The following is a 20,092-nucleotide window of genomic DNA, read 5'->3' on the forward strand; positions in this document are numbered from 1 at the left end:
GTCGTTGCGGCAAAGGTCAGGACTTTCCCGCCGGCCCGTCTCCAGCCTGGGCCAGCGTTTCCATCCCCTCGCTGAGGTGCTTTCGCAGGATGCGGACGGCCGCGGCGGCATCACGGTGCCGGCAGGTCGTCAACAGGTCGCGGTGCTCCTCCTGCGATTGGCTGCGATAGTTGAGGTTGGACAGGAGAACGCGAACGTAGCGGTCGGCCGCATTGTGGTGGGCTTCGATGAGACCGAGGAGCCGGGCGTTGCCGCAGGCGCTGTAAAGGGCCAGGTGAAAGGCACGGTTCAGCGTTCCCCAGCGGCCGACATTCGGCTCGGCATCGATCTGGTTGAGCACATGGCCTGCCTCGTCGAGCTTCTCGATGCCGAGGTTCGGCACCGAGAGCCGCAGCGCCTCGCTTTCGAGCAGTGCGCGGACTGCAAAGATCTCCCTGATCTCGGTAACATCCATCCTGGCGACATGCGCGCCCTTGGTCGGATGGATCGAAACGATGCCTTCGGCTTCGAGCTGGCGAAGCGCGTCGCGGACCGGCATGCGGCTGAAGCCGAAGCGCTCGGCCAGGTCGTCCTGGCGCAGCGGCGTGCCGGCCGCCAGGCTGCCGTCGGCGATCGATTCGCGCAGCACGTTGGCCACCTGCTCCGCCACGGTCAGCGGTTTCTGCATCAAGCCTTCGCCAAATTCGCGCAATCGATTCTCCTATCACCTGGAGCTTGCCTAACAGAAAGCGGCTTGTGCGGATATCTGTATTCTCGTATACCGGTATCCAGGATTGCCGCGTATCGGCAGGGGGAGCTCCATGTCGCTCGGATCGGATCCGCACAAGAAACCGTGCTCCAACAGCAGGCCGGTCGATGCCGTCGTCATCGGTGGTGGAATCGCCGGCTGCACGCTGGCTTACGAGCTGGCGTCGAGGGGCGTCAAAACGGTCGTTCTCGAACAGACGGCGATCGCCGCCGAATCTTCGGGGCGCAACACCGGCACCTTGCTCAGCGGCCCGCAGACAGAAGTGGTCGAAATGCTCGACGCCTGCGCGTCGATCTATGAGGAGCTTTCGCAAGGGGCGGTGCCGTTCGAGTTCGGCAAGATCGGCCACCTGCTCATCTCGGAGGATGAGACCAGTTTCGAGGCGGCCGGGGCGGTCGCCGATCGCTACCGGGCCGCCGGTGTCGCCATGGAGAAGATCACCGGCGCGGAGCTCGCGCGGGATCATCCGCGCATCGGCTTCAAGGTGGCGGGCGGCTATCACGTCGGCCGCGCCTGGACGCTGGAGCCGATGGGGGCAACACATGCCTTCGCCCACGCCGCCCGCGAGGCCGGTGCGGTGATCCGGACAGGGCTTCGCGTCGCCCAGATTTTCTCGAAGAGCGGCAAGGTCCAGGGCGTGCTGACCGATCAGGGGATCATATCGGCCGATCTCGTCTTCATCGCCAACGGGCTGTGGATGTCGGACCTGCTGCGGCGAACCGTCGGCGACGGGCCGCTGCCCGGCCTGCCGTTCACCGCCGGCCGCGGCTGGCTGATCCAGTTGGGCAAGCTCGACTTCGAGCTGCCGTGGATCGTCGAAGAGTTGACATGGCCGGACCAGGAGGAGCTGGGAAAGCGGATGAGCCTCGCCGGCCTTGCCGACGTCGCCGAACAGCGGGACGACCAGCCGGCCGTCGAGGCCATCTGCCTCAATCCGATGCGTGGCGGCGATGCGCGGCTCGGCGCATCGGTCCAGCCGGCTTTTCGCGACTTGGTTCGCAATACCGATATGGCGAGCCGGATCGCCAGCCGCACGCTGCGCATGCTGCCCGGCCTTGGCTCGCCGCGGGTGAGCAACGTCTATCCCGGCAACCGGCCGATGCTCTCCGACGGCCTGCCGGTCGCCGGCAAGACTGATATCGAAGGCCTGTTCGTGCATGGCGGCATGGGCTCGATCGGCATGCATGCAGCACCAGCCACGGCGCGCTGGCTGGTGGACGCGGTGCTTTCGGGAGACGGCAACCCGGCGCAGCCATGGCTGCGCCCGGACCGCTTTCCCGGCTGGGGAATTTGCCAATGCGCCTTCGATACGGCGAGAATGCCTCTCGCATAGATTCACGTCTGGCTTGTATCCCTTTGAGAAAAAAGGGGTTCTGTCTCCCTGTGTGAGAGGGAGAGGTCGGGCGGGACAGAGGGGGCGCCGTGGAGCATCAGCAACCAGCCTCGGGCGAACGCGCGGGCCTTGACGCGGCTGACGGTGTTCCGTCTTGATGCACTGCGGCCCAAGCAGCGTAACACCAGCCGGAGATCCCTTGATCCACTCCCGTTTGCTTCGCTATCTCGACGAAGTGGCCCGCTGCGGCTCGATCCGGAAGGCGGCGGTGACGCTCAACGTCGCGGCGTCGGCCATCAACCGGCAAATCATCGCGCTGGAACAACAGTTGGGGACGCCGATTTTCGAGCGCCTGCCAGGCCAGATGCGGCCGACCGCCGCCGGCGAGGTGCTGATCACCCACGCCAGGGAAACGCTGAAGCATCACAAAAGGGCGATCGAACGGATCGAGACGCTGAAGGACGGCCGTTTCGCCAGCGCATCGATCGCCACCGTGGGCGGGCTCGCCAACGACATGCTGTCCTATGCGTTGGCCGAGTATCGCCGCGAACGGCCCTTCACACGGTTTTCGGTCAGCGTGCTGGCGGCCGGCGACATCGCCGTGCAGGTCGCGGCCGGGGAGATCGACCTGGGTTTTGCGTTCGATCTTCCAGACACACCCAACCTGACCGTTGCCGAGTCGATGTGGAGCCATTGCGGCGCCGTCGTGCTGCCCGACCATGAACTTGCCTCGAAAGCCGTGCTGCGCCTTGGCGACCTCAGGCGGTTTCCGCTGATCATGCCGCAGGTTGGCGTCACGCTGCGCGATCACTTCGACCATGCCTGCGCCGCTGCCGGCCTGTCGCTTGAGCCGGTGCTGGAATCCAACAGTTTTGAGCTGCTCAAGCATTTCGCCATGCTCGATCAGGGTATCGCCATTCTCAACCGGATCGACGTGCTGCACAGCCATCTTTCCCGGGCGGTTACCTTCATTCCGATCGCCGAACTTGCCCGCTTCAGCCAGCGGCTCAGCGTCGTGCATCGCGCTCGCGGTCGATTGGCGCCGCTGCCCAGTCACCTGCTCGAACGGCTGAGCAGCCTGATCGCAAGCCAGAGCGGATCGTGAACGCAACAGGCGCTTGTGGTTAGAGGTGGCGTCCCGTCATTGACGGTGACGGCCAGCGTCGAGCGGCGGGGGACCCCGTTGCCCGAAAGGCAACGGGGTGCGCGTTCTTTGATGCTTTGACGCACCGGACTTTTCGGCCACATTCTCTTTGGGAACTTAGCCAGCGAAAACGCTGCTCAACAAGGGGAACAACAATGACAGCCGATGCTCCGCAACCGCGCAGTCTGGTGACGACAGGAGGCGTCTCGATCGGAGGCGCGCCCGTATCCTATACGGCCATCCTGGCGGCACTCGTCGCCGTGCTCGCCTTCATCCCGGCCTCGATCGTGGTCGGCGGCATGGGGGGAGGGTGGCCGTTGCACGACGTCATCCATCCGCTGCTCGGCCTGCTGCTTGGGCCGATCGCTGGACCGATCGCTTCGGTCATCGGCATCGTCGTCGGCAATGTCATCGCGCCTTACACCAACCTCGGACCCTGGAGCCCGCTGATGGGCGCCATGAGCGCCTTTGCCGTCGGCATGGTCATGTATCCAAACCGCTCGCTCTGGTATGTGCCCTGGATCATCACGCTCGCCGCAAACCTGATCTACCTCTATCAGTCGCTGTCCTTCGGCATCGGTTTCTGGCTGTGGCTGAGCAACGTCTTCACGGTCGATGTGGCGCTGATCCTGATCGCCATTCCGCAGATCAGGAACTGGGCGATCGACCAGATCCGCAACGGCACGGCGAGCCTGTCGCTCTATTGCGCCTATTTCGTCGTGTTCTTCTTCGGCTCGACGGCAGGCATCCAGCTCAACTGGGTGCCGTCCTTCGCCACCAATCCGTGGCCGGCCGAAGTGTGGCCGCCGCTGATCTTCATCATCTTCGCGGAACGCGTCGTCTTCACCGCCGTTGGAGCGGTGGTCGCCTTCGCGCTCATCGCAGCCATTCGCCGGTCTCCCATCGCAAGGGCGAAGCTGGCGGGTTACTGATGCCACCGATCAATTCATCGGGTGAGGATGAGCGGACCGATGGTCCGCTCATCCGCTTCGACACTGTCAGCTACCGCTATCCTGGCGCCAATTGCCCGGCACTGGACAAGATCAACCTGACGATCGGCCGCGGCGAGATCGTTGGCGTGATCGGCCCGACCGGCGCCGGCAAGACGACGTTCTGTCTGGCGCTGAACGGGATCGTGCCGCAGTTCTTCGGCGGCGAATTCTTTGGCAGCGTCCACATCGCCGGCCTCGATGCGATCGAGACGCCGACCAGCCGGCTGGCGCAGTTGGTCGGCATGGTGTTCGAGGATCCCGAAACGCAGATCACCGCGACCACGGTTGAAGGCGAAGTCGCCTTCGCGCTGGAGAACCTCAAAATACCGACGCCGGAAATCGCCCGGCGCGTCGGCGAGGCGCTGGAGGCAGTAGGTCTCACCGGGCAGGAGACCAGGCATCCAGCGAACCTGTCGGGCGGCCAAAAGCAGCGGCTGTCGATTGCCGCGGCGCTGGCACTGTCATCCGACATCATCGTGCTCGACGAACCGACCTCGCAGCTTGATCCGATCGCCGCAGCGGAAGTCTTCGCCATACTGCGGCGATTGAATCGCGAGAACGGCCTGACCGTCGTCATCACCAGCCACGCCAGCGAGGAATTGGCGGAAATCGCCGATCGTATCCTGCTCATTTCCGCGGGCAGGATCGCGGCCGAGGGACCGCCTGAGACCGTCTTTGCCGCCACCGGGATGCTTGCCGAACATCGCGTGCGCCCGCCGGACATCGTGCGCAGCTTCGAGGTGCTTGCCCGCAATGCGCCCGCGCGTGGCCGTAGCCCACCCGCGGCGCGGCCGGTGACGCTGGCCGCGGCCAAGGCAGCGATCAAGGCAAATCCGTTGACGATCTCTCTCTCAGCCGCCCCGGTGGAGACGCGGCGCGATATCTCCAAGGTCGGGACTGCGCTGGCGGTCGAGGGGCTGACCCACATCTATCCCGACGGCACACAGGCGCTGCGCGGCGTGGACCTGACGGTCGCCAGTGGCGAATTCCTCGGTATTGTCGGGCGCAACGGCAGCGGCAAATCCACGTTGGTGCGGCATTTCCTGCATCTGCTTTCGCCGTCCTCGGGTACGGTGCGCGTCGCCGGCAACGACATCTCGACGCTCAAGGTGAGCGAGCTTGCGCAGCGCATCGGCTATGTCTCGCAGAACGCGCATGCCCAGGTCTTCTGCGACACGGTGGCTAAGGAAGTCGGCTTCGCGCTGTCGATGATGAAGCGGCCCAAGAGCGATATCGATATCGCCGTCAGCCGCTCGCTGACGGCGATGGACCTCGCCCACGCCGCCGACCAGCATCCGATGTCGCTCAGCCGCGGCGACCGGCTGCGCGTCGTCATCGCCGCCGTGCTGGCGCTCGAGCCTCAGATACTGATCTTCGACGAACCGACCACCGGCCAGGACTGGCGCGGATCGCTGGCCATACTCGACATGCTGCAGACGCTGAACCGGATAGGCAAGACAGTGGTGCTCATCACCCATCATCTCTACCTGCTGCCGGGCTATGTCGACCGCCTCGTAGTCATGGATGGCGGTAAGATCGTCGGTGACGGCCCGCTGCGGGACGTTTTCTACGACAATTCGGCGATGGCCGCCGCCGGTCTGGTGCCGCCGCAGACGGTGCGCTTTGCCGAGCACATGCCTGCCCTTGCCGCCGCCCGCCCGCTTGGGCCGGATGATCTGGCGGCAATGCTCGGCGCGCGGCTGGAGGTTGCCTAGATGGTCAGCTATGCCATCCAGCCTTTGCCGGCCGAGACCATTTTCGCCCGAGCCGACATGCGGGTGAAGTTCGCGCCGCTTCTGCTCGCAAGCTCGCTGATCTTCGTCTGGAACAGCATTGTGCTGCAGGCAGCGTTCCTCGCCGTCATCGTCGGGCTGATGTTTTCGGCCGGCATCACCGCCGCCACCATCCGCAAGCTCACTCTGATCGTGTTGCCGGCGCTGGTGCTGATCACGGTGATCCAGGGCCTGTGGAGCCCGTTCGGCAAGACGCCGGTGTTCACTGTGCCGCCCGGCGTGCCGCTCTTCGGTTCGCTGAACATCTTCTATGTCGAAGGCCTACTGTTCGGCCTGGTGGTGTGCTGCCGCGTGCTGATCCCGATGCTGGCATTCCAGCTGGTGTTCATGACCAGCCAGCCCAACGACATCGTGCTCGGGCTGGTGCGCATCGGCGTTCCCTATCGCATAGCGTTCCTGTTTTCGACGACGTTCCGCTTCGTGCCGCTGCTGTTCCAGGAGCTGGAGGGCATCAAGGAGGCGCAGCGGCTGCGCGGCATCGACATCGACAGCATCGGCATGCTGCGCAAGCTGATCGCGCTCGGCCGCATGCTGGTGCCGCTGATCATGATCTCGCTGACCAAGGCGCAACTCATGGAAATCGCGCTGCAGGCGAAAGCCTTCAACGGCTCGGCCGACCGCACCAGCTTGCACCCGGCGCGTGAAAAGCTGTCGGTCGGCGAGAAGCTGGTGATCGGCGCCTGCTTCGCCGTCTTTTGCGGGGCGCTGGCGGGCCGACTCGTCTTTGGACTGGGAGGTGCCGTGCTGTGACCATATTGGCTCCCGATGGCAGGATCGATTGCGATGCCGCCACACTTGGCATGCTCGAACGCCAGGCGGATGCGTGGAAATCCGGCGACTTTTCGGCCGCTGCCGCCGACTGGCACCCCGACGGGGTGCTGACGGCGCCAGGCAATCGGGTGCCGCTTCACGCCCTGGCACGCACCATCGCCGACTTCCATCGCGACTATGGCGATCTCTCCGTGACCGTCACCTCGGCCTTTGCCTCCGCCGACGGCAGGCGGGTGGCGCTGGAATGGCTATGGGAAGTGACGCGTCGGCGCGACGGCGCCCGCAGCTTGACCGAGGATGCCATCCTCATCGATCTCGACGGCGGCAGGCGCATCCTGTCGTGGCGCGAATATTTCGACACCGCAAGCGCCGTGGAGGATCACCACAGCCCCCAGAGAACAGCATGAAAGTCCTCGTCGTCTATTGCCACCCCTGCGCCGACAGCTTCAACGGGGCTGTACGCGACACAGTGCTGGAGACACTTGCCGACCACGGCCATGAGGTTCATCTCCTCGACCTTTACGCGACCGGATTCGATCCGGTCATGCGTGCCGACGAATGGCGCGGGTATCACGACAATGCCGCCAATCTCGAACCGGTGCACGACCGGGCGCAGGAACTGCGCTGGGCGCAGGCGGTGATCTTCATCTATCCGACCTGGTGGTATGGCCTGCCGGCGATGCTGAAGGGCTGGCTGGAGCGGGTGCTGGTGCCGGGTTTCGCCTTCGAGATGCCGACGGCGCAGCGCGGTCCGCGTCCCAAATTGCGGCACATACGCCGGGTGCTGGTGATGACGACATGCGGCGCGACGCCGCTGATGTCGTGGATCATGGGCCAGCCCGGCCGGCGTACCTTGCTGCGCGGCTTCCGCTCCGTCTGCCATCCGCTGTGCTCGACCAAATTCCTGGCGCTCTACCGGATGGACACAGTCTCCGTAGCCGAGCGCCAGGCGCATTTGCAGCGCGTCAGAAAAGCGGTCGCCAGCCTTGGACGCGCCGTCTCCGTGGCCTCCGACATGGTGCCCGGCTGATTGCCAAGGTCTATGGTCGTCAATTCGGCCTGGAATCGTCCAGCATCTCGACAACGAAAGATGCGGCAATCAGGTCGTCGGCATCGAGGCGCAGGGCGCCTTCTCCTCCTCCTATGACGGCGGCGACCTTCTGAAAGGTTTTTATCTCATGCCCGGAGATCCGGGCGCTCTGCATCCTGGCCCTAAGGTCAGCGACGCGCCGGTTCAATGTGTGGGACGTTCCGATTTCACGGTTCGACATAACGACTGCTCCTCCCCAACCCATGCTTTTGCCTCCCCACCGGTATTCGCCTGTTGCCCGTTTTGCCTAAATATGAGGCATGGCGAATACAGCGCCCCGAACGCGTGGTGCGAGGGAAGGTTCCAGCGCAACGCGGTCACGAAATAATACGGCGGGGTCCACCCGGCAGGCAGGCGGGCCATCTCGAAACGCTGCCCGCGCAACATGCGTCTATATCGGTTCCACCATGGGTCACGCCTATCTGTCGGTTGGGGAGGCGACGCCGAAGTGCTGTGCGTCTGTCCGGGCGAGGAGCCCAACATGGAAGGAACCTTGCTCTCCATCCTCGAGACCACCGAGTCTGTATCGGGCGCCTGATCCATTCGGGACAAACTTGTCCGGGGCACTGCCCGCCACTCGTCAAGGAGCAGGCTGCGAACGGACGCTGCCTTTGGCGATGGACGCGCCGGACGCGCTCAGCGCTGTTGCGGCGGCGGCGATGGCATGCCGCAACCAGACGTGCCGAGGCTCGTCCTGGTGGCGCGCGTGCCAGAGAAGGCTCATCGTGAAGCTGTCGAGATCAAGCGGCGGGAGCAGCGAGACAAAACGGCCCCCCACCATCTGCGCCAGGCTCGACGGCAGCGTCATGATCAGATCGGAGCGGGCAGCGATTTCCACTGCCGCAAGGAAGCTCGGTACGCGCACGCTCACCCGTCGTCGTCGGCCCACACCGGCGAGCGCCACGTCGACAAACGCCGGTCCGACGCCGGTGACGCTCACCACGATATGTCCCAATTCGAGATATCGGTCGAGCGTCAGCTCATGGGCCGCTGCAGGATGCCCGGCGCGCATCAGCGTGACAAAGCGGTCTTGATAAAGGCCGCGCCGGCGGATGCCCGCGGGCGCATCGTCGAAGACGCCGACGAGCGCATCCACGGCATTCTCCTCCAGTGCTTCGATCGCCGTTGCGCTGGGCGGCAGAACGTCCAGGTCGAGCGCCGGTGCTTCGACGGCGAGACGAGCAAGCAGATGAGGCGCCAACGCGGCAGTCTCAAGATCCATCATCAGCAGCCGCACATGACCGGTTGCAGTTGCCGGGTCGAAGGGGTTCGCCCCGAGCATCGTAGCGATGTCGGCCAGTGTGCTGCGCAACGCTGGCCGAATCCCTTCGGCGCGGGCAGTGAGCATGTAACCTGTGCGCCCTTCCGCCAGAAGAGCGTCCCCGAACAGCTTTCGTAGCCGCGACAGCGCACGGCTCACCGCCGGCTGGCTCATATTCAGACGGACGGCGGCCCGAGTAACGCTTCTTTCGTCAAGCAGCGCCTCGAGCACCACCAGCAGGTTCAGATCGACACGACGTAAATTCACTTGGTGCATGCCGACTATATAGAACATGCATTTGTCGCATACCTAGCCATCCCGTAGTCTTGGGCTCTCATCAATCGCGAACATCAAGGAGTACAGATCATGCATGTGGTTTTTGGAGCAAATGGGCGGGCCGGCGGGGAAACGGCGCGTGCGCTGATGGCGGGCGGCGAGCCCGTGCGCGTGGTCGTGCGCCGTCCGGAACAGGGCAAAGCGTGGGCGGCGCTCGGCGCCGAAGTCGCCGTCGCCAGCCTCGATAACGCAGAGCAGGTCGCCGCCGCTTTGAAAGGCGCAACGGCGGCGTTTCTCCTCAACCCTCCGCCGGTCGCCGGCGATCCGTTTGGGCGGACAGCGGAGATCGGCGCGGCGCTTGCCCAGGCGGTCCGTCGTGCCGATCTGTCCAGGAGCGTTATCCTGTCGTCGATCGGCGCGCAGCATGAGACGGGCACCGGGGTCATCGCTACCTTGCATCAGATCGAGGCGATGCTAGCCGGCACCGTGCCCGCCACGGCCTTTCTGCGCTCGGGCTATTTTGTCGAAACCTGGTCGGAAGTCGCTGGGGCCTGCGTCTCGGAAGGCGTGCTCCCGTCGTTTCTGGAACCCGGCCTGAAAATTCCTATGGTGAGCACGGCCGATGTCGGGCGCGCCGCCGCCCGGCTCATGTCCCAGGACTGGGCAGGAACGCGCATCGTGGAACTGGCCGGGCCCGAGGACTGGAGCGCCAGCGATGTGGCGGCTGCCTTTGCGAAGGTTCTCGGCCGTCCAGTCGAGCCGATGCTCGTGCCGCCGGAACAGCGCGAAGCGGTCCTGGCCGAGGCGGGGCTCTCCACGGAGGTTACCGCCGCCCTGCTCGGCATGTACGAAGGCATTGCAAACGGCCGCTTCACGCGCCAGGCCGGTACCGAGCATTGGCGTGGCGCGACATCGCTGACAGCCGCGGTCGAGCGTATCGTGACGAAGCTGCGCGCTGACACTTGAGCCTTCTCATCATGAGATCATGTTCGCAACCAGCCACCTGGGGCCATTACCTGCTGCTGCCGTGGGAAACCTCACTGGCAAGGTGAGTCCAAAAGGATTGACCGTATCCTCCCGGGGAGGATACAGTCACGACATGTCCGAAGGCATCCACCGTTCGCATCCTGCTATCGTCAAGCGTCTGAAGCGTGCCCAAGGCCACCTTGCGGCGGTGCTGGCCATGTTCGAGGCGCATCGTCCCTGTGTTGATCTGGCGCAGCAGCTCCACGCCGTGGAAAGCGCCATCAGCAGCGCAAAACGCGAATTGATCCACGATCATATCGAGCACTGCCTGAGCGATACTGCGGAAACGGGGACCGCGGAAGCGGGCGGCAATTCGCTGGCGGAACTCAAGCAACTGGCGAAATACCTGTGAGTAGTCAAACACCTGTGAGCAGCCTCGGCGCGCGCATTCTCGACTGGTTCGGGTTCGGCACACACGATCGCACGGCGCATGGCCATGGCGGCCATGGCTCGCACGGTCACACCCACGGGGTCATCGATGCGACCATCGCGACGACCGACCGGGGCATCTGGGCGATAAAATGGTCGTTCGTCATCCTGGCAATCACCGCGGCATTGCAAATGGTCGTGGTGGTGCTGTCGGGCAGCGTGGCGCTGCTGGCCGACACGATCCACAATATCGGTGACGCCACCACCGCCATTCCGCTGTGGATCGCGTTCATACTGGCCCGGCGCAAGCCATCGCCGACCTTCACCTACGGCCTTGGCCGGGTCGAGGACCTGGCCGGGATCATCATCGTCGGGATCATCCTGTTCAGCGCCATCGTCGCCGGCTACCAGGCCATCGATCGTTTGATAAATCCACGCGTGGTGACGCATCTTGGTTGGCTGACGGCGGCAGGCATTGTCGGCTTTCTCGGCAATGAGGCCGTTGCGGTGTTCCGCATCCGCGTCGGCCGAGAAATCAACAGCGCCGCGCTGATCGCCGACGGCTACCATGCCCGCACCGACGGCCTGACCGGCCTTGCCGTGGTCACCGGGGCGCTCGGCGTCTGGCTCGGTTTTCCGCTGGCCGACCCGATCGTCGGCCTGCTGATCACACTTACGATCTTCGGCATCGTTTGGCAGTCGGCCCGCTCGGTGCTGACCCGCATGCTCGACGGCGTGGAGCCAGGTACTATCGGCGAAATCCACCATGCTGCCGCGCATGTGCCGGAAGCGCGCATCGTCGACGCCAGGGCGCGGTGGATCGGTCACAAGCTGCACGCCGATATTGCTATCGCCGTCGAGGAAAGTCTGCCGGTGTCCGAAGCGAAAAAGATCACGGCAGCGCTGGAGGCCGAGCTGTTCGATCATATGCCGGCGCTTGCGGCGGCAAACATAAGATTGGCGAGCGCGGATGCGGATCATCCCCATGAACATGGTCACGGCGAGCACAGGCACTAACGGTCGCTCCGACCGGCTCGTTTCTGTTACCCTCGGCTGATGTTCCAAATTCTTGTCGAGTTCCAACGAACGATCTATCTGGCGGTCGGCGAGCAGATCAAACTGCTCTCGGTGGGAGGCGACTGGCTGGCGTTCATGGCTTTTCTGCCGATGGGCATCGTCTTCGGCGCCGCCCATGCGCTGACGCCGGGTCATAGCAAGGCCGTGCTGGCGACATATCTTGCCGGTTCGGATGCAAAGGTTCCGCGCGGCCTTCTCGTATCGATCACGCTGTCGTTCACGCATGTGATGATTGCCGTTCTGATTGCGGTTCTCTCGCTGCCGCTGGTCTCCATAGCCTTGGGCAGCGTTGGCCGCGCTCCGCTTTTGGAGGATATCAGTCGTGGGCTGCTCGGCCTGATCGGTGTCTGGATGCTCTGGCGCGCTTTGAGCCGCGGCCATCACCACAAGCATGAGGGCGAGGCGGTCGGCATTATGGCCGGTCTAATCCCGTGCCCGCTGACGCTTTTCGTGATGACCTTCGCGATGTCCAGGGGCATTCCCGGCGCCGGTATTCTCTTCGCGATCACCATGATGGTCGGTGTGGCGCTGACACTGTCCTGCGTCGCGGTGTTGTCGATCCTGTTTCGGGAACGCCTGATGGATTTCTTCGCCGGCAAGCCACTCGAAACCATTTCCCGAACCATCGAAGGCGCTGCTGGGCTGGCGCTTGCGGGCGTGGCCGTCTGGCAGATCATGTCCGGTTCCTGATCGTGCTCAGTGCCAGGCGCCCGATCCGCACAAATAGAATCAAGATAGATCTCTATCTCTTTGTTTGGCGGAACTTTTCCGGATCATGCGATGTCGCCGCGCCACGATGTCGGGCGCGCCGCCGCCCGGCTTATGTCCCAGAACTGGGCGCATCGTGGAACTGGCTGGTTCCCGATGACTGGCGTGGCACGACATCGCTGACAGCCGCGGTCGAGCGTATCGTCACGCAGCTGCTCGCTGCCGCTTGAGCCTTCTCATCGTGGGGCGTTTGCGGCGGCGAATATAAGATTGGCGAGCTGTAGTGCGCAAAATCACTTGGCACCTCCACGCAACTTCACTTGGCACTAACTCAGCCGGTCAAAACGCTGAAGGATTTGGTCTGCCTCTACTGCGCTCCCGGCGGAATCAGCTGCTCAAGTCAGCCCAGGCGGGGCCTGTCCGCGGTTCAAAATGACGAGGGCGAGGGCAGCATGATGGCAACCATGCCATGTTCAATCGGCACTATTTCCACTGTTCGACATCAGCAACTCACACTCGCCGGATTTCCAACTCTCAGGAGGCTGAAGGCAGAAGTCAGTGAAGTGCCGCTTGCCGAAGACGTCGAGATATTCGCATCGGCCGAAGAAGAAAAGCTTGCCTTCAGGCATTGCCTTCAATTCGTCCTGCAGTCTCTGCCAAGTCCTAGGCGTCACCTCATTTTCGAGTTCGCGCATGTGCGACGGGCCGAGAGATTCCTCGGCGAAATCAATTGTGATAATCCGCCAAGCTTTGGCATTCGGTTCCACTGCCACGAAGATCATCGCGTCAGCAGTCAATCGATGAGCGGGTGTCTGGCCAACATTTTCGAGCTCGATCAGGAAAACCAGGACCGAAGTATCGGATCCCGCTTGTGGCGGGGTAAATCTGACAATGCGACCACGTTTGATAGCAACATAGGCCCGGCTCTGCTTCTCAGACGAGATCCGCATGTGTCGCAGGGTTTGCCACAAAACAAAAAGGGACAATGCAGCAAGCCCGAACGACGCCAGTTCGACCAGATCGCATCTCTCGTTGCACCAATCGACCATTTTGGAGCCCTCCACCCCTCAGGAAAGTCTAGCACACTCGGGCTTTCCAAGGGGAGGGCGGCATGAAGCGCAAATTGTTGGTGGCCGACCTCTTGTGTGGAGCGGGCGGGTCGTCGACCGGGTGCCAGCGCGCCCTAGCCGAACTCGGTCTCAAGATGGAACTCGTCTGCGTCAATCACTGGCCGACGGCCATTGAAACACACACCCTCAATCACCCCGAAGCCCGGCACTTTGTGCGGGACATCGCCACTGTTCGCCCGCATCTGCTGGTGCCGGAGGGATACCTTGACCTCCTGATGGCCTCGCCGACGTGCACGCACCACAGTGTTGCGCGCGGTGGCAAGCCGACGTCGGATCAGCAGTGTTCCGACCCCTGGCACATCATCACATGGCTGACCGAGCTTCGGGTGAAGCGCATCATCATCGAAAACGTGTGGGAGCTCGTCGGCTGGGGTCCGGTCGCCCATCGCACGGGCAAGCCGATCAAATCGCGCAAGGGCGAGTATTTCCATGCTCGGATTGAGACGATCCGTTGACCCGGCTTCGATCCTGAACGGCGGAAGTTGAACGCCGCTGACTACGGCGACGCCTTGATGGCGGACGCCGCCCCGAAGCGCAGGTCTCCGGACGAGGTGGAGTTCAGGGAGGCCGCAGAATGACCACGGCCTCCTCACCGTACACCCAATCAGACGTGACTCGGGTGCGCCTTGATGCTGACGGGCGGGATGTCTCCATCCTCGAACAGGATGTCTTTCTTTCGCGCGAAGGCGACGAACTCGCTGCGCGCGGTCTCGGCATCGATATCGCCGGTCAGCGCGGCCTTACAGGCGCGAATTGCGGCTTTCTGTTCTGGGCTGTTTCCGCACCATTCCACTGCGAACTCATAGGCATCAACGACAGTGTTGAGTTGCCGAGGAAAACCAAGTCCGACCCACACACGGACAGGCTTTTCGAACGGCTTCGCAAGCATAGTGACCTCCTTGGCTCTTGGGCCGGCACTCCGGCCTGGGTTTCGATGAATGACCGCTACGCGGCCGCGGAAAAATTTGTGCCCGACACAAATTCTTTTCAAGAGGTGCCGCTATGAACGCGCATCCCGGCGAATCCAAAGCCCATTGCCCGACGCCACCGAGGCCGAGCAAGCTATGCGATTCGCACTCTCCCAACTCCGCCTCGCCGAGCGCAGCTCCGCCGGCGCAGCTCGCCCTGGTTCGGATGATGGGAGAATGGGAATGACCTCACATCAGATCTTCAGCTACCCGGTCAAGTCTCTTGAGACCCACGCTAGGCGGCTTTCTTTCAAGGAGGCCCTGTTCAGATGCGGCTGCCTCGAAGGCGGCGTAGGCAGCTTGGTGACTGCAATGTCCGGCCAGGCATTCCTCGATCATTCGGATTGCTTCAAGTCGGGACGGTTTGTCCATGGATGGCCATGGTTGCTGAAGCGCCTTAGCAGCGGCTGCTATCGAGGCGACCACCATCGGCCTGTGATTCAGGTAGATTGTAATAGGAATAAACGCCGTCATTTTTGTCGCTCGCCAGGATCGAAGGCGGTAAACGCGAAGACATGGCGGTGGTTGCATCATCATCGTGAATTTAGAGCGCCGATGCCCGATGCCGCCGGGGCTGAACACCCCTGCTTGGCGCCAACGAGCAAGGACGGGACGTCTGAAGAGCCTTGGTCGTTTCGGCTCCATGAACGAAAAAGCCAGCGGCCCCCGGCGGGGAAGGACGCTGGCTGATCGGCAATCCGATCGGACAGGATTTGCCTAAGAGAATGCTGCAAAGTCCAAACTATCGTCTGAAGCAACTGTTCCAGCGAAGGAACAGGTGACTTTCGGAACTGGCAGATTACTGGGTGTCGTCGACGCGCTCTGCGATAGCGAATGCCTGGAGGTTCCTTGTCTTGCCGTAATCCTCTTCAGCGTTCGCTATGATCGAAAAGAAGGCTGCCCGCGCGATATCTTTTTTGGACGCCTTAGGGTGCCGGCTCTTGACGGCCTTGATCAGTTGTTTGGGGCTCATGTCCGGCTCGACGACGCGCATGAGAGTGTTGGCAATGTCCTGCATTTGGCTCTCTTCCATGTCCTACAACTCCGCATCTATTCCGGGGTTCCGCAGCCTAGCAGTCCGCTTGGGCGACGACTATCGCCTCGTGGTATTAGACTGCCCCCTTTGATGCCTTTTGAACTTGCGTGCGCGTCCCGGGCCGATGCCCTTTTGGTGCCAAGTGAAGTTGCGCGGTCGCCTTCTGGCTACCGGGCTTTCTGTCCTCGCCCGTTCCCGCTCAATGCCCTGTTTTCCGGGCTTCTGGCGGCTCTTCCCGGCAATTATCAGCTTTTCCCAGGATTAGGCGGCTGATGCCATCTGATCTTGCGCGTTACACGAGCGCAGATACGGATCATCCCCACGAACATGGCCACGGAGAACACAGGCACTAACGGTGACTCCGGCCGGCTCGTTTCCGTTAGCCCCGCCTGACGTTCAGCCGTGCCTCGTCCCCCTCGTTCAGCAGCCATTGCCGAACGGCTTGCGTCGGCTCGGGGTGCCGCTGCTTGCGTGGAACCACGACGTAGAAATCCTGCGTGCCGCGCATCTCCACCCCCAGAGATTGGACCAGCCGGCCGGCGGCGAGATCAGCCGCGACAAGAAAGCGGCTGGCAAGTGCGATGCCCTGGCCCGCGACGGCCGCCTCTATCGCAAGCGCGGTCTGATTGAAACGAATGCGTCTTAGCTCCGTCGTCATCTTGAGACCAACGGCCTTTTCCATGAATTCCGGCCACAGATTGTGCGCATCGTGGAGCAGCACATGATCCTTGATTTCTGCCGGCGCGATTTCGCTCGCGCCAGCAGGCAGCAAGGAGGGGCAGCACACGGCGATGATCTGTTGCGGAAACAGGAGATCGACGAGAAGGCCGGCGCCGAAGGGCGGGCGACCTTGCCTGACCGCGATGTCGACGCCGTCGGCCTGGAAGCTCGACAGGCTTTCGCTGGCCAGAATTCGCAGGTCGACAAGCGGGTTGTGCGCCACGAACTCCGGCAGTTTCGGGATCAGCCATTTGGTGGCAAAGCTCGGGGTTACACTGATCGTCAGCCGGGCCGGCTCGGGGCGCAGCAGCAGGGTTGCATCCGAGATCAGGTCGAAGGCACGGCGAATGTTCGGCACATAGGCGCGGCCCTCACTCGTGAGCGCGAGGCCGCGCGGCAGTCGCTCGAACAGCTTTACCCCCAGATCGGCCTCCAGCCCGCGGATATGCTGCGCCACAGCACCCTGCGTCACGTTCAGCTCTTCGGCTGCGATGCGGAAATTGAGATGGCGCGCGGACGCTTCGAAGGCGCGAAGCGCATTGAGCGCCGGCAAGCTATAGAAGGCTTCGGGCATCCAGGAGTTTTTCTACAGGTCGATTTCAGACTTTCTGGTTCGAACCAGCCGGGAGAACCAGTTATATCACTACTCCAGCCTCGAAGACATCGCGTTCAGATTCCTGCCACCCGAGAAGGAAGATACGATGAGTGTAGAAAAAGTAGCTGTAGTCGTTGCCGGTGGCAGCGGCATGGGCGCTGCGGCTGCAAAGCGCCTGGCGGGGGATGGCTTCAAGGTCGCCATCCTGTCCTCGTCCGGCAAGGGCGAAGCGCTGGCCAAGGAGCTTGGCGGGCTTGGCGTGACCGGCTCCAACCAGTCGAATGACGATCTGCAACGTCTCGTGGATATCTCGCTCGATCGCTGGGGTCGCATCGATGTCCTGGTCAATAGCGGAGGTCATGGGCCACGTGCGCCGATCCTCGAAATCACCGACGACCAATGGCACACCGGCCTCGACGTCTATCTGATGAACGTCATCCGGCCGACGCGCATCGTCGCGCCGCGCATGGTCGAGCAGAAAGCCGGCGCCATCATCAACATCTCGACGGCATGGATTGTCGAACCGAGCCCGATGTTCCCGACCTCGGCCGTGTTCCGGGCGGGGCTTGCCGCTTACACCAAGATCTTCGCCAACACATACGCCGCCGACAACGTTCGCATGAACAACGTCCTTCCCGGCTGGATCGACAGCCTTCCCGCCACCGAGGAGCGCCGTGACAGCGTGCCGATGCAGCGTTATGGCACCAGCGATGAAATCGCCGCGACGATTGCCTTCCTCGCTTCCGAAGGGGCCGGATACATTACCGGTCAGAACATTCGCGTCGACGGTGGCATCATCCGTTCGATCTGACGCCGCCTCGACGGCCTGGCTGGGGCATTGCGGGCAGGGGGCGTAGTGACGCTACAAGCGGCCCGTATCCACCGGCCGGAATCGACCCATTGCGGACTGCACTATCAGGTCTCAACTAAGCGGCCATGCCCGTGACTACTGTCGGCCAAGGTCTCGATAACGCGGCATTCAGCCACCCGGCCAGAGGCGCATTCCTTGACCATCCGCTGCAATTCCGTTCGTAGAGCGTTGAGGCTGGCAATGCGTTCCTCGACTTCAGCAAGGCGTGCTTTTGCGATCCTGTCGGCAACGCCGCAAGATTGATCTGGGTTGTCCTGCAGCGAAAGAAGCGCGCGGATTGCCTCGATATCGAAGCCAAGTTCACGCGCATGCTTGATGAAGCCAAGTCGCGCCGCGGCGTTTTTGTCATAGCGCCTTTGCTGCCCCTCGGTGCGAGGCGGCGGCGGCAACAGGCCGATCTGTTCATAGTAGCGTATGGTCGGCACCTTCACTTCGGTGCGTCGCGCGAGTTCGCCAATCGAAAAGTCCATGAAAAAGCCTCTTGAACCTCTAGTCACTATAGGGACTACGGTGCCTGCACAAAAGGAGGCACCGCATGGCTGACCATTGCTGCAATCACGAAGCGAACGCTTCCTGCGCCCCGACGCCGTTGGTCTTTCCAGTGAGCACGACGGCCGCTCGCAACGAGGTCGAAGAGGCTTGCTGCCCTGGGGGCGTGCCAATCTTTGACGGTATGGACCCGCGCTACAAGCGCATGCTCTGGATAGTCATCGGCATCAATGGGGCGATGTTCCTGACGGAGATGGTGGCCGGTCAACTTGCGGGTTCGCAGGCCTTGAAGGCGGATGCATTAGATTTTTTCGCCGATACCGTCACCTACGGGTTGAGCCTCGCCGTGATCGGGGCAAGCCTGCGCACACGAGCGACGGCCGCCCTGTTCAAGGGCCTGTCGCTTTCCGTTATGGCTCTCTGGGTCTTTGGTTCGACCGTCTATCAGACCCTTTTCCTTGGACTTCCGAGCGCTGAAATAATGGGCGTAATCGGCTTTCTTGCGCTGGCGGCAAACGTTGGCTCCGTGCTCCTGCTCCGACCCTACAAGGACGGCGACGCGAATGTGCGATCGGTCTGGCTTTGCTCCCGCAATGATGCGATCGGAAACGTTGTGGTTATGGCAGCGGCATTGGGTGTCTGGGGCACATCGACGGCATGGCCCGATCTGGCGGTGGCGGCGCTGATGGCAGGCATCTTCCTTACGTCTTCAGTGCAAATCCTGCGACAGGCGTGGAGCGAATATCACGAAGGACATCGCCCTGATCAGGTTGCTGCAGAATGACAACCATCGTCTGCTCACCACCTCTCCAGCCGTCAAACGGGCGCGTCAGAATTCAGAGGGTCGCTCTCCGGCTGGCCCCGCTCATTGGCTGGCGATCACCATGCGGTTGCCCTCGCTGTCGCGAAATTCCGCCACCGTGCGGCCCGGCTGCCACGGCGCCTCCTGCGGTTCGGTGATGATCTCGACGCCGCCCGCCTTCAAAGCGGCGATCGTGGCCTCGACATTCTCGTCGACCAGCACCAGCACCGGCTCCGCGCCTGGCGTGTCGTCGGCGCGCCTCACGAAATGCAGGTTGGTGACAGTGCCGGGAAATGTCAGCTCGATCCAGCGCCAGCCGCTATCGCCCATCTTCTCGTCGGCCGCGACCTGGCAGGCGAGATGCCTGGTGTAGAACGCCTTGGCGCGGTCCTGATCGAACACCGGCAGTTCGGCAAATTGGATGTGCATGGGTCGTCTCTCCTCTCCTTGATGGCTGCCGCGCAGCCGCCCACAGGTGAAAGACGATGTGGGTGGCTAAAAAGATTCTCAGCGTTCCGAGAATCTTTTCGGGAACGCAAAACGTCTTCTGCTCAGGCCAACCAATCAGGAGACGAACCGTGGGCTACAAACTCATTCGCTACAGCGTGAAAGACACCGGGCTGGAAGAGAACCGTGCGCTGGTGGCAAAGGTGTTCGAAGCGCTGGATGAGACGGCGCCGCAGAGCGTGCGCTATCTCGTGCTCGAACTCGACGACGGCGAATTCATCCATGTCGTCGGCGAGGAAAATGACACATCCGCGCTGACCGGGCTTGCGGCCTTCGAGGCGTTCACGCAAAACCATGCGGAACGACGCTCCACCCCGGTCAAGCGATCGCCTGCCAAGATCATCGGCAACTATCATGTGCTCGAGGGCGGCAAAGCCGGATAGAAT

The 20,092-nt window shown here is 62.7% G+C and carries 24 protein-coding genes and 1 pseudogene; 16 read left to right on the forward strand and 9 right to left on the reverse strand.

Features of this window, described 5'->3' with window-relative positions; all coding sequences use genetic code 11:
- Nucleotides 1-16: 16 nt before the first annotated feature.
- Nucleotides 17-691, reverse strand: coding sequence for a GntR family transcriptional regulator (locus tag NKH73_RS28475; protein WP_352937895.1), 675 nt, complete (start codon nt 689-691; stop codon nt 17-19).
- Between the two features lie 109 nt (nt 692-800).
- Between NKH73_RS28475 and NKH73_RS28480 the strand changes: the two genes are divergently transcribed.
- The 7 genes from NKH73_RS28480 (at nt 801) to NKH73_RS28510 (ending at nt 7,811) form a co-directional block, all read left to right on the forward strand.
- Nucleotides 801-2,081, forward strand: coding sequence for an NAD(P)/FAD-dependent oxidoreductase (locus NKH73_RS28480; protein ID WP_352937897.1), 1,281 nt, complete (start codon nt 801-803; stop codon nt 2,079-2,081).
- A 199-nt stretch (nt 2,082-2,280) separates the two neighbouring features.
- Nucleotides 2,281-3,186 carry a LysR family transcriptional regulator gene (locus NKH73_RS28485; protein ID WP_352937899.1) on the forward strand — a complete coding sequence of 302 codons (906 nt, stop codon included), beginning with the start codon at nt 2,281-2,283 and terminating at the stop codon, nt 3,184-3,186.
- A gap of 194 nt (nt 3,187-3,380) precedes the next feature.
- Nucleotides 3,381-4,157 carry an ECF transporter S component gene (locus NKH73_RS28490; protein WP_352937901.1) on the forward strand — a complete coding sequence of 259 codons (777 nt, stop codon included), beginning with the start codon at nt 3,381-3,383 and terminating at the stop codon, nt 4,155-4,157.
- The gene (locus tag NKH73_RS28495; protein ID WP_352937903.1) at nt 4,157-5,932 is read left to right on the forward strand and encodes an ABC transporter ATP-binding protein; all 1,776 of its coding nucleotides are present in this window, start codon (nt 4,157-4,159) and stop codon (nt 5,930-5,932) included. The genes NKH73_RS28490 and NKH73_RS28495 overlap by 1 nt, the downstream gene beginning before the upstream one ends.
- Nucleotides 5,933-6,760 carry an energy-coupling factor transporter transmembrane component T family protein gene (locus NKH73_RS28500; RefSeq protein WP_352937905.1) on the forward strand — a complete coding sequence of 276 codons (828 nt, stop codon included), beginning with the start codon at nt 5,933-5,935 and terminating at the stop codon, nt 6,758-6,760. It begins immediately after the preceding gene.
- Complete coding sequence (locus tag NKH73_RS28505) at nt 6,757-7,188, forward strand: nuclear transport factor 2 family protein (protein ID WP_352937907.1); 432 nt, start codon at nt 6,757-6,759, stop codon at nt 7,186-7,188. Before NKH73_RS28500 ends, NKH73_RS28505 begins: the two co-directional genes overlap by 4 nt.
- Nucleotides 7,185-7,811 carry an NAD(P)H-dependent oxidoreductase gene (locus NKH73_RS28510; RefSeq protein WP_352937909.1) on the forward strand — a complete coding sequence of 209 codons (627 nt, stop codon included), beginning with the start codon at nt 7,185-7,187 and terminating at the stop codon, nt 7,809-7,811. Before NKH73_RS28505 ends, NKH73_RS28510 begins: the two co-directional genes overlap by 4 nt.
- A 19-nt stretch (nt 7,812-7,830) precedes the next feature.
- On the opposite strand, the gene NKH73_RS28515 is transcribed toward NKH73_RS28510, so the two are convergent.
- Together NKH73_RS28515 and NKH73_RS28520 are read right to left on the reverse strand one after the other, a co-directional pair.
- Nucleotides 7,831-8,052 carry a hypothetical protein gene (locus tag NKH73_RS28515; protein WP_352937911.1) on the reverse strand — a complete coding sequence of 74 codons (222 nt, stop codon included), beginning with the start codon at nt 8,050-8,052 and terminating at the stop codon, nt 7,831-7,833.
- Between the two features lie 399 nt (nt 8,053-8,451).
- Entirely contained in the window at nt 8,452-9,408 is a 957-nt protein-coding gene (locus NKH73_RS28520; protein ID WP_352937957.1) for a LysR family transcriptional regulator, read from the reverse strand.
- 90 nt (nt 9,409-9,498) lie between these two features.
- On the opposite strand from NKH73_RS28520, the gene NKH73_RS28525 reads away from it, so the two are divergent.
- From NKH73_RS28525 to NKH73_RS28540, 4 genes are all read left to right on the forward strand, one after another.
- Nucleotides 9,499-10,374, forward strand: a complete 876-nt coding sequence (locus tag NKH73_RS28525) for an NmrA family NAD(P)-binding protein (protein WP_352937913.1) — start codon at nt 9,499-9,501, stop codon at nt 10,372-10,374.
- Nucleotides 10,375-10,507: 133 nt separating this feature from the next.
- On the forward strand, nt 10,508-10,786 hold the full coding sequence (locus tag NKH73_RS28530; RefSeq protein WP_352937914.1) for a metal-sensing transcriptional repressor: 279 nt from the start codon (nt 10,508-10,510) through the stop codon (nt 10,784-10,786).
- Nucleotides 10,783-11,820 carry a cation diffusion facilitator family transporter gene (locus NKH73_RS28535; protein ID WP_502894074.1) on the forward strand — a complete coding sequence of 346 codons (1,038 nt, stop codon included), beginning with the start codon at nt 10,783-10,785 and terminating at the stop codon, nt 11,818-11,820. The genes NKH73_RS28530 and NKH73_RS28535 overlap by 4 nt, the downstream gene beginning before the upstream one ends.
- 39 nt (nt 11,821-11,859) lie before the next feature.
- Nucleotides 11,860-12,570, forward strand: a complete 711-nt coding sequence (locus tag NKH73_RS28540) for a HoxN/HupN/NixA family nickel/cobalt transporter (RefSeq protein WP_352937916.1) — start codon at nt 11,860-11,862, stop codon at nt 12,568-12,570.
- Between the two features lie 491 nt (nt 12,571-13,061).
- Here the strand turns inward: NKH73_RS28540 and NKH73_RS28545 are convergent, their stop codons facing one another.
- Complete coding sequence (locus NKH73_RS28545; RefSeq protein WP_352937918.1) at nt 13,062-13,637, reverse strand: hypothetical protein; 576 nt, start codon at nt 13,635-13,637, stop codon at nt 13,062-13,064.
- A gap of 62 nt (nt 13,638-13,699) precedes the next feature.
- On the opposite strand from NKH73_RS28545, the pseudogene NKH73_RS28550 reads away from it, so the two are divergent.
- Both NKH73_RS28550 and NKH73_RS32630 read left to right on the forward strand, forming a co-directional pair.
- Nucleotides 13,700-14,170, forward strand: a pseudogene (locus NKH73_RS28550) (DNA cytosine methyltransferase); the annotation flags it as partial.
- Nucleotides 14,171-14,292: 122 nt separating this feature from the next.
- Nucleotides 14,293-14,724, forward strand: a complete 432-nt coding sequence (locus NKH73_RS32630; RefSeq protein WP_502894076.1) for a hypothetical protein — start codon at nt 14,293-14,295, stop codon at nt 14,722-14,724.
- A gap of 151 nt (nt 14,725-14,875) precedes the next feature.
- On the opposite strand, the gene NKH73_RS28560 is transcribed toward NKH73_RS32630, so the two are convergent.
- The 3 genes from NKH73_RS28560 to NKH73_RS28570 form a co-directional block, all read right to left on the reverse strand.
- A complete protein-coding gene (locus NKH73_RS28560; RefSeq protein ID WP_352937922.1) occupies nt 14,876-15,331 on the reverse strand; it encodes a DUF982 domain-containing protein in 456 nt (151 codons plus the stop codon).
- A gap of 154 nt (nt 15,332-15,485) precedes the next feature.
- Complete coding sequence (locus NKH73_RS28565; RefSeq protein WP_352937924.1) at nt 15,486-15,719, reverse strand: hypothetical protein; 234 nt, start codon at nt 15,717-15,719, stop codon at nt 15,486-15,488.
- A 382-nt stretch (nt 15,720-16,101) separates the two neighbouring features.
- Entirely contained in the window at nt 16,102-17,016 is a 915-nt protein-coding gene (locus tag NKH73_RS28570; RefSeq protein WP_352937926.1) for a LysR substrate-binding domain-containing protein, read from the reverse strand.
- A 127-nt stretch (nt 17,017-17,143) separates the two neighbouring features.
- Between NKH73_RS28570 and NKH73_RS28575 the strand changes: the two genes are divergently transcribed.
- Nucleotides 17,144-17,848: an SDR family oxidoreductase gene (locus NKH73_RS28575; RefSeq protein ID WP_352937928.1), complete on the forward strand. Its 705-nt coding sequence runs from the start codon at nt 17,144-17,146 to the stop codon at nt 17,846-17,848.
- Between the two features lie 104 nt (nt 17,849-17,952).
- Here NKH73_RS28575 and NKH73_RS28580 read toward each other — a convergent pair whose 3' ends face one another.
- Complete coding sequence (locus NKH73_RS28580; RefSeq protein WP_352937930.1) at nt 17,953-18,378, reverse strand: MerR family transcriptional regulator; 426 nt, start codon at nt 18,376-18,378, stop codon at nt 17,953-17,955.
- A gap of 65 nt (nt 18,379-18,443) precedes the next feature.
- Here NKH73_RS28580 and NKH73_RS28585 point away from each other — a divergent pair, with 65 nt between their 5' ends.
- The gene (locus tag NKH73_RS28585; protein WP_352937931.1) at nt 18,444-19,181 is read left to right on the forward strand and encodes a cation efflux transmembrane domain-containing protein; all 738 of its coding nucleotides are present in this window, start codon (nt 18,444-18,446) and stop codon (nt 19,179-19,181) included.
- Between the two features lie 81 nt (nt 19,182-19,262).
- Here NKH73_RS28585 and NKH73_RS28590 read toward each other — a convergent pair whose 3' ends face one another.
- A complete protein-coding gene (locus tag NKH73_RS28590) occupies nt 19,263-19,628 on the reverse strand; it encodes a VOC family protein (RefSeq protein WP_352937933.1) in 366 nt (121 codons plus the stop codon).
- Nucleotides 19,629-19,777: 149 nt separating this feature from the next.
- On the opposite strand from NKH73_RS28590, the gene NKH73_RS28595 reads away from it, so the two are divergent.
- The gene (locus tag NKH73_RS28595; protein WP_352937935.1) at nt 19,778-20,089 is read left to right on the forward strand and encodes a hypothetical protein; all 312 of its coding nucleotides are present in this window, start codon (nt 19,778-19,780) and stop codon (nt 20,087-20,089) included.
- Nucleotides 20,090-20,092 lie beyond the last annotated feature (3 nt).

Source organism: Mesorhizobium sp. M0938 (assembly GCF_040319125.1).
In the GTDB taxonomy this organism is placed as follows: Bacteria; Pseudomonadota; Alphaproteobacteria; order Rhizobiales; family Rhizobiaceae; genus Mesorhizobium; species Mesorhizobium robiniae.

What these genes read in the sequence shown, in the direction of transcription:
- NKH73_RS28480 (WP_352937897.1), top strand. Translation starts at nt 801, where the DNA reads ATGTCGCTCGGATCGGATCCGCACAAGAAACCGTGCTCCAACAGCAGG.
- NKH73_RS28490 (WP_352937901.1), top strand. Translation starts at nt 3,381, where the DNA reads ATGACAGCCGATGCTCCGCAACCGCGCAGTCTGGTGACGACAGGAGGC.
- NKH73_RS28495 (WP_352937903.1), top strand. Translation starts at nt 4,157, where the DNA reads ATGCCACCGATCAATTCATCGGGTGAGGATGAGCGGACCGATGGTCCG.
- NKH73_RS28500 (WP_352937905.1), top strand. Translation starts at nt 5,933, where the DNA reads ATGGTCAGCTATGCCATCCAGCCTTTGCCGGCCGAGACCATTTTCGCC.
- NKH73_RS28510 (WP_352937909.1), top strand. Translation starts at nt 7,185, where the DNA reads ATGAAAGTCCTCGTCGTCTATTGCCACCCCTGCGCCGACAGCTTCAAC.
- NKH73_RS28515 (WP_352937911.1), bottom strand. Translation starts at nt 8,052, where the DNA reads ATGTCGAACCGTGAAATCGGAACGTCCCACACATTGAACCGGCGCGTC.
- NKH73_RS28520 (WP_352937957.1), bottom strand. Translation starts at nt 9,408, where the DNA reads ATGCACCAAGTGAATTTACGTCGTGTCGATCTGAACCTGCTGGTGGTG.
- NKH73_RS28525 (WP_352937913.1), top strand. Translation starts at nt 9,499, where the DNA reads ATGCATGTGGTTTTTGGAGCAAATGGGCGGGCCGGCGGGGAAACGGCG.
- NKH73_RS28530 (WP_352937914.1), top strand. Translation starts at nt 10,508, where the DNA reads ATGTCCGAAGGCATCCACCGTTCGCATCCTGCTATCGTCAAGCGTCTG.
- NKH73_RS28540 (WP_352937916.1), top strand. Translation starts at nt 11,860, where the DNA reads ATGTTCCAAATTCTTGTCGAGTTCCAACGAACGATCTATCTGGCGGTC.
- NKH73_RS28545 (WP_352937918.1), bottom strand. Translation starts at nt 13,637, where the DNA reads ATGGTCGATTGGTGCAACGAGAGATGCGATCTGGTCGAACTGGCGTCG.
- NKH73_RS32630 (WP_502894076.1), top strand. Translation starts at nt 14,293, where the DNA reads ATGACCACGGCCTCCTCACCGTACACCCAATCAGACGTGACTCGGGTG.
- NKH73_RS28560 (WP_352937922.1), bottom strand. Translation starts at nt 15,331, where the DNA reads ATGGAGCCGAAACGACCAAGGCTCTTCAGACGTCCCGTCCTTGCTCGT.
- NKH73_RS28565 (WP_352937924.1), bottom strand. Translation starts at nt 15,719, where the DNA reads ATGGAAGAGAGCCAAATGCAGGACATTGCCAACACTCTCATGCGCGTC.
- NKH73_RS28570 (WP_352937926.1), bottom strand. Translation starts at nt 17,016, where the DNA reads ATGCCCGAAGCCTTCTATAGCTTGCCGGCGCTCAATGCGCTTCGCGCC.
- NKH73_RS28575 (WP_352937928.1), top strand. Translation starts at nt 17,144, where the DNA reads ATGAGTGTAGAAAAAGTAGCTGTAGTCGTTGCCGGTGGCAGCGGCATG.
- NKH73_RS28580 (WP_352937930.1), bottom strand. Translation starts at nt 18,378, where the DNA reads ATGGACTTTTCGATTGGCGAACTCGCGCGACGCACCGAAGTGAAGGTG.
- NKH73_RS28585 (WP_352937931.1), top strand. Translation starts at nt 18,444, where the DNA reads ATGGCTGACCATTGCTGCAATCACGAAGCGAACGCTTCCTGCGCCCCG.
- NKH73_RS28590 (WP_352937933.1), bottom strand. Translation starts at nt 19,628, where the DNA reads ATGCACATCCAATTTGCCGAACTGCCGGTGTTCGATCAGGACCGCGCC.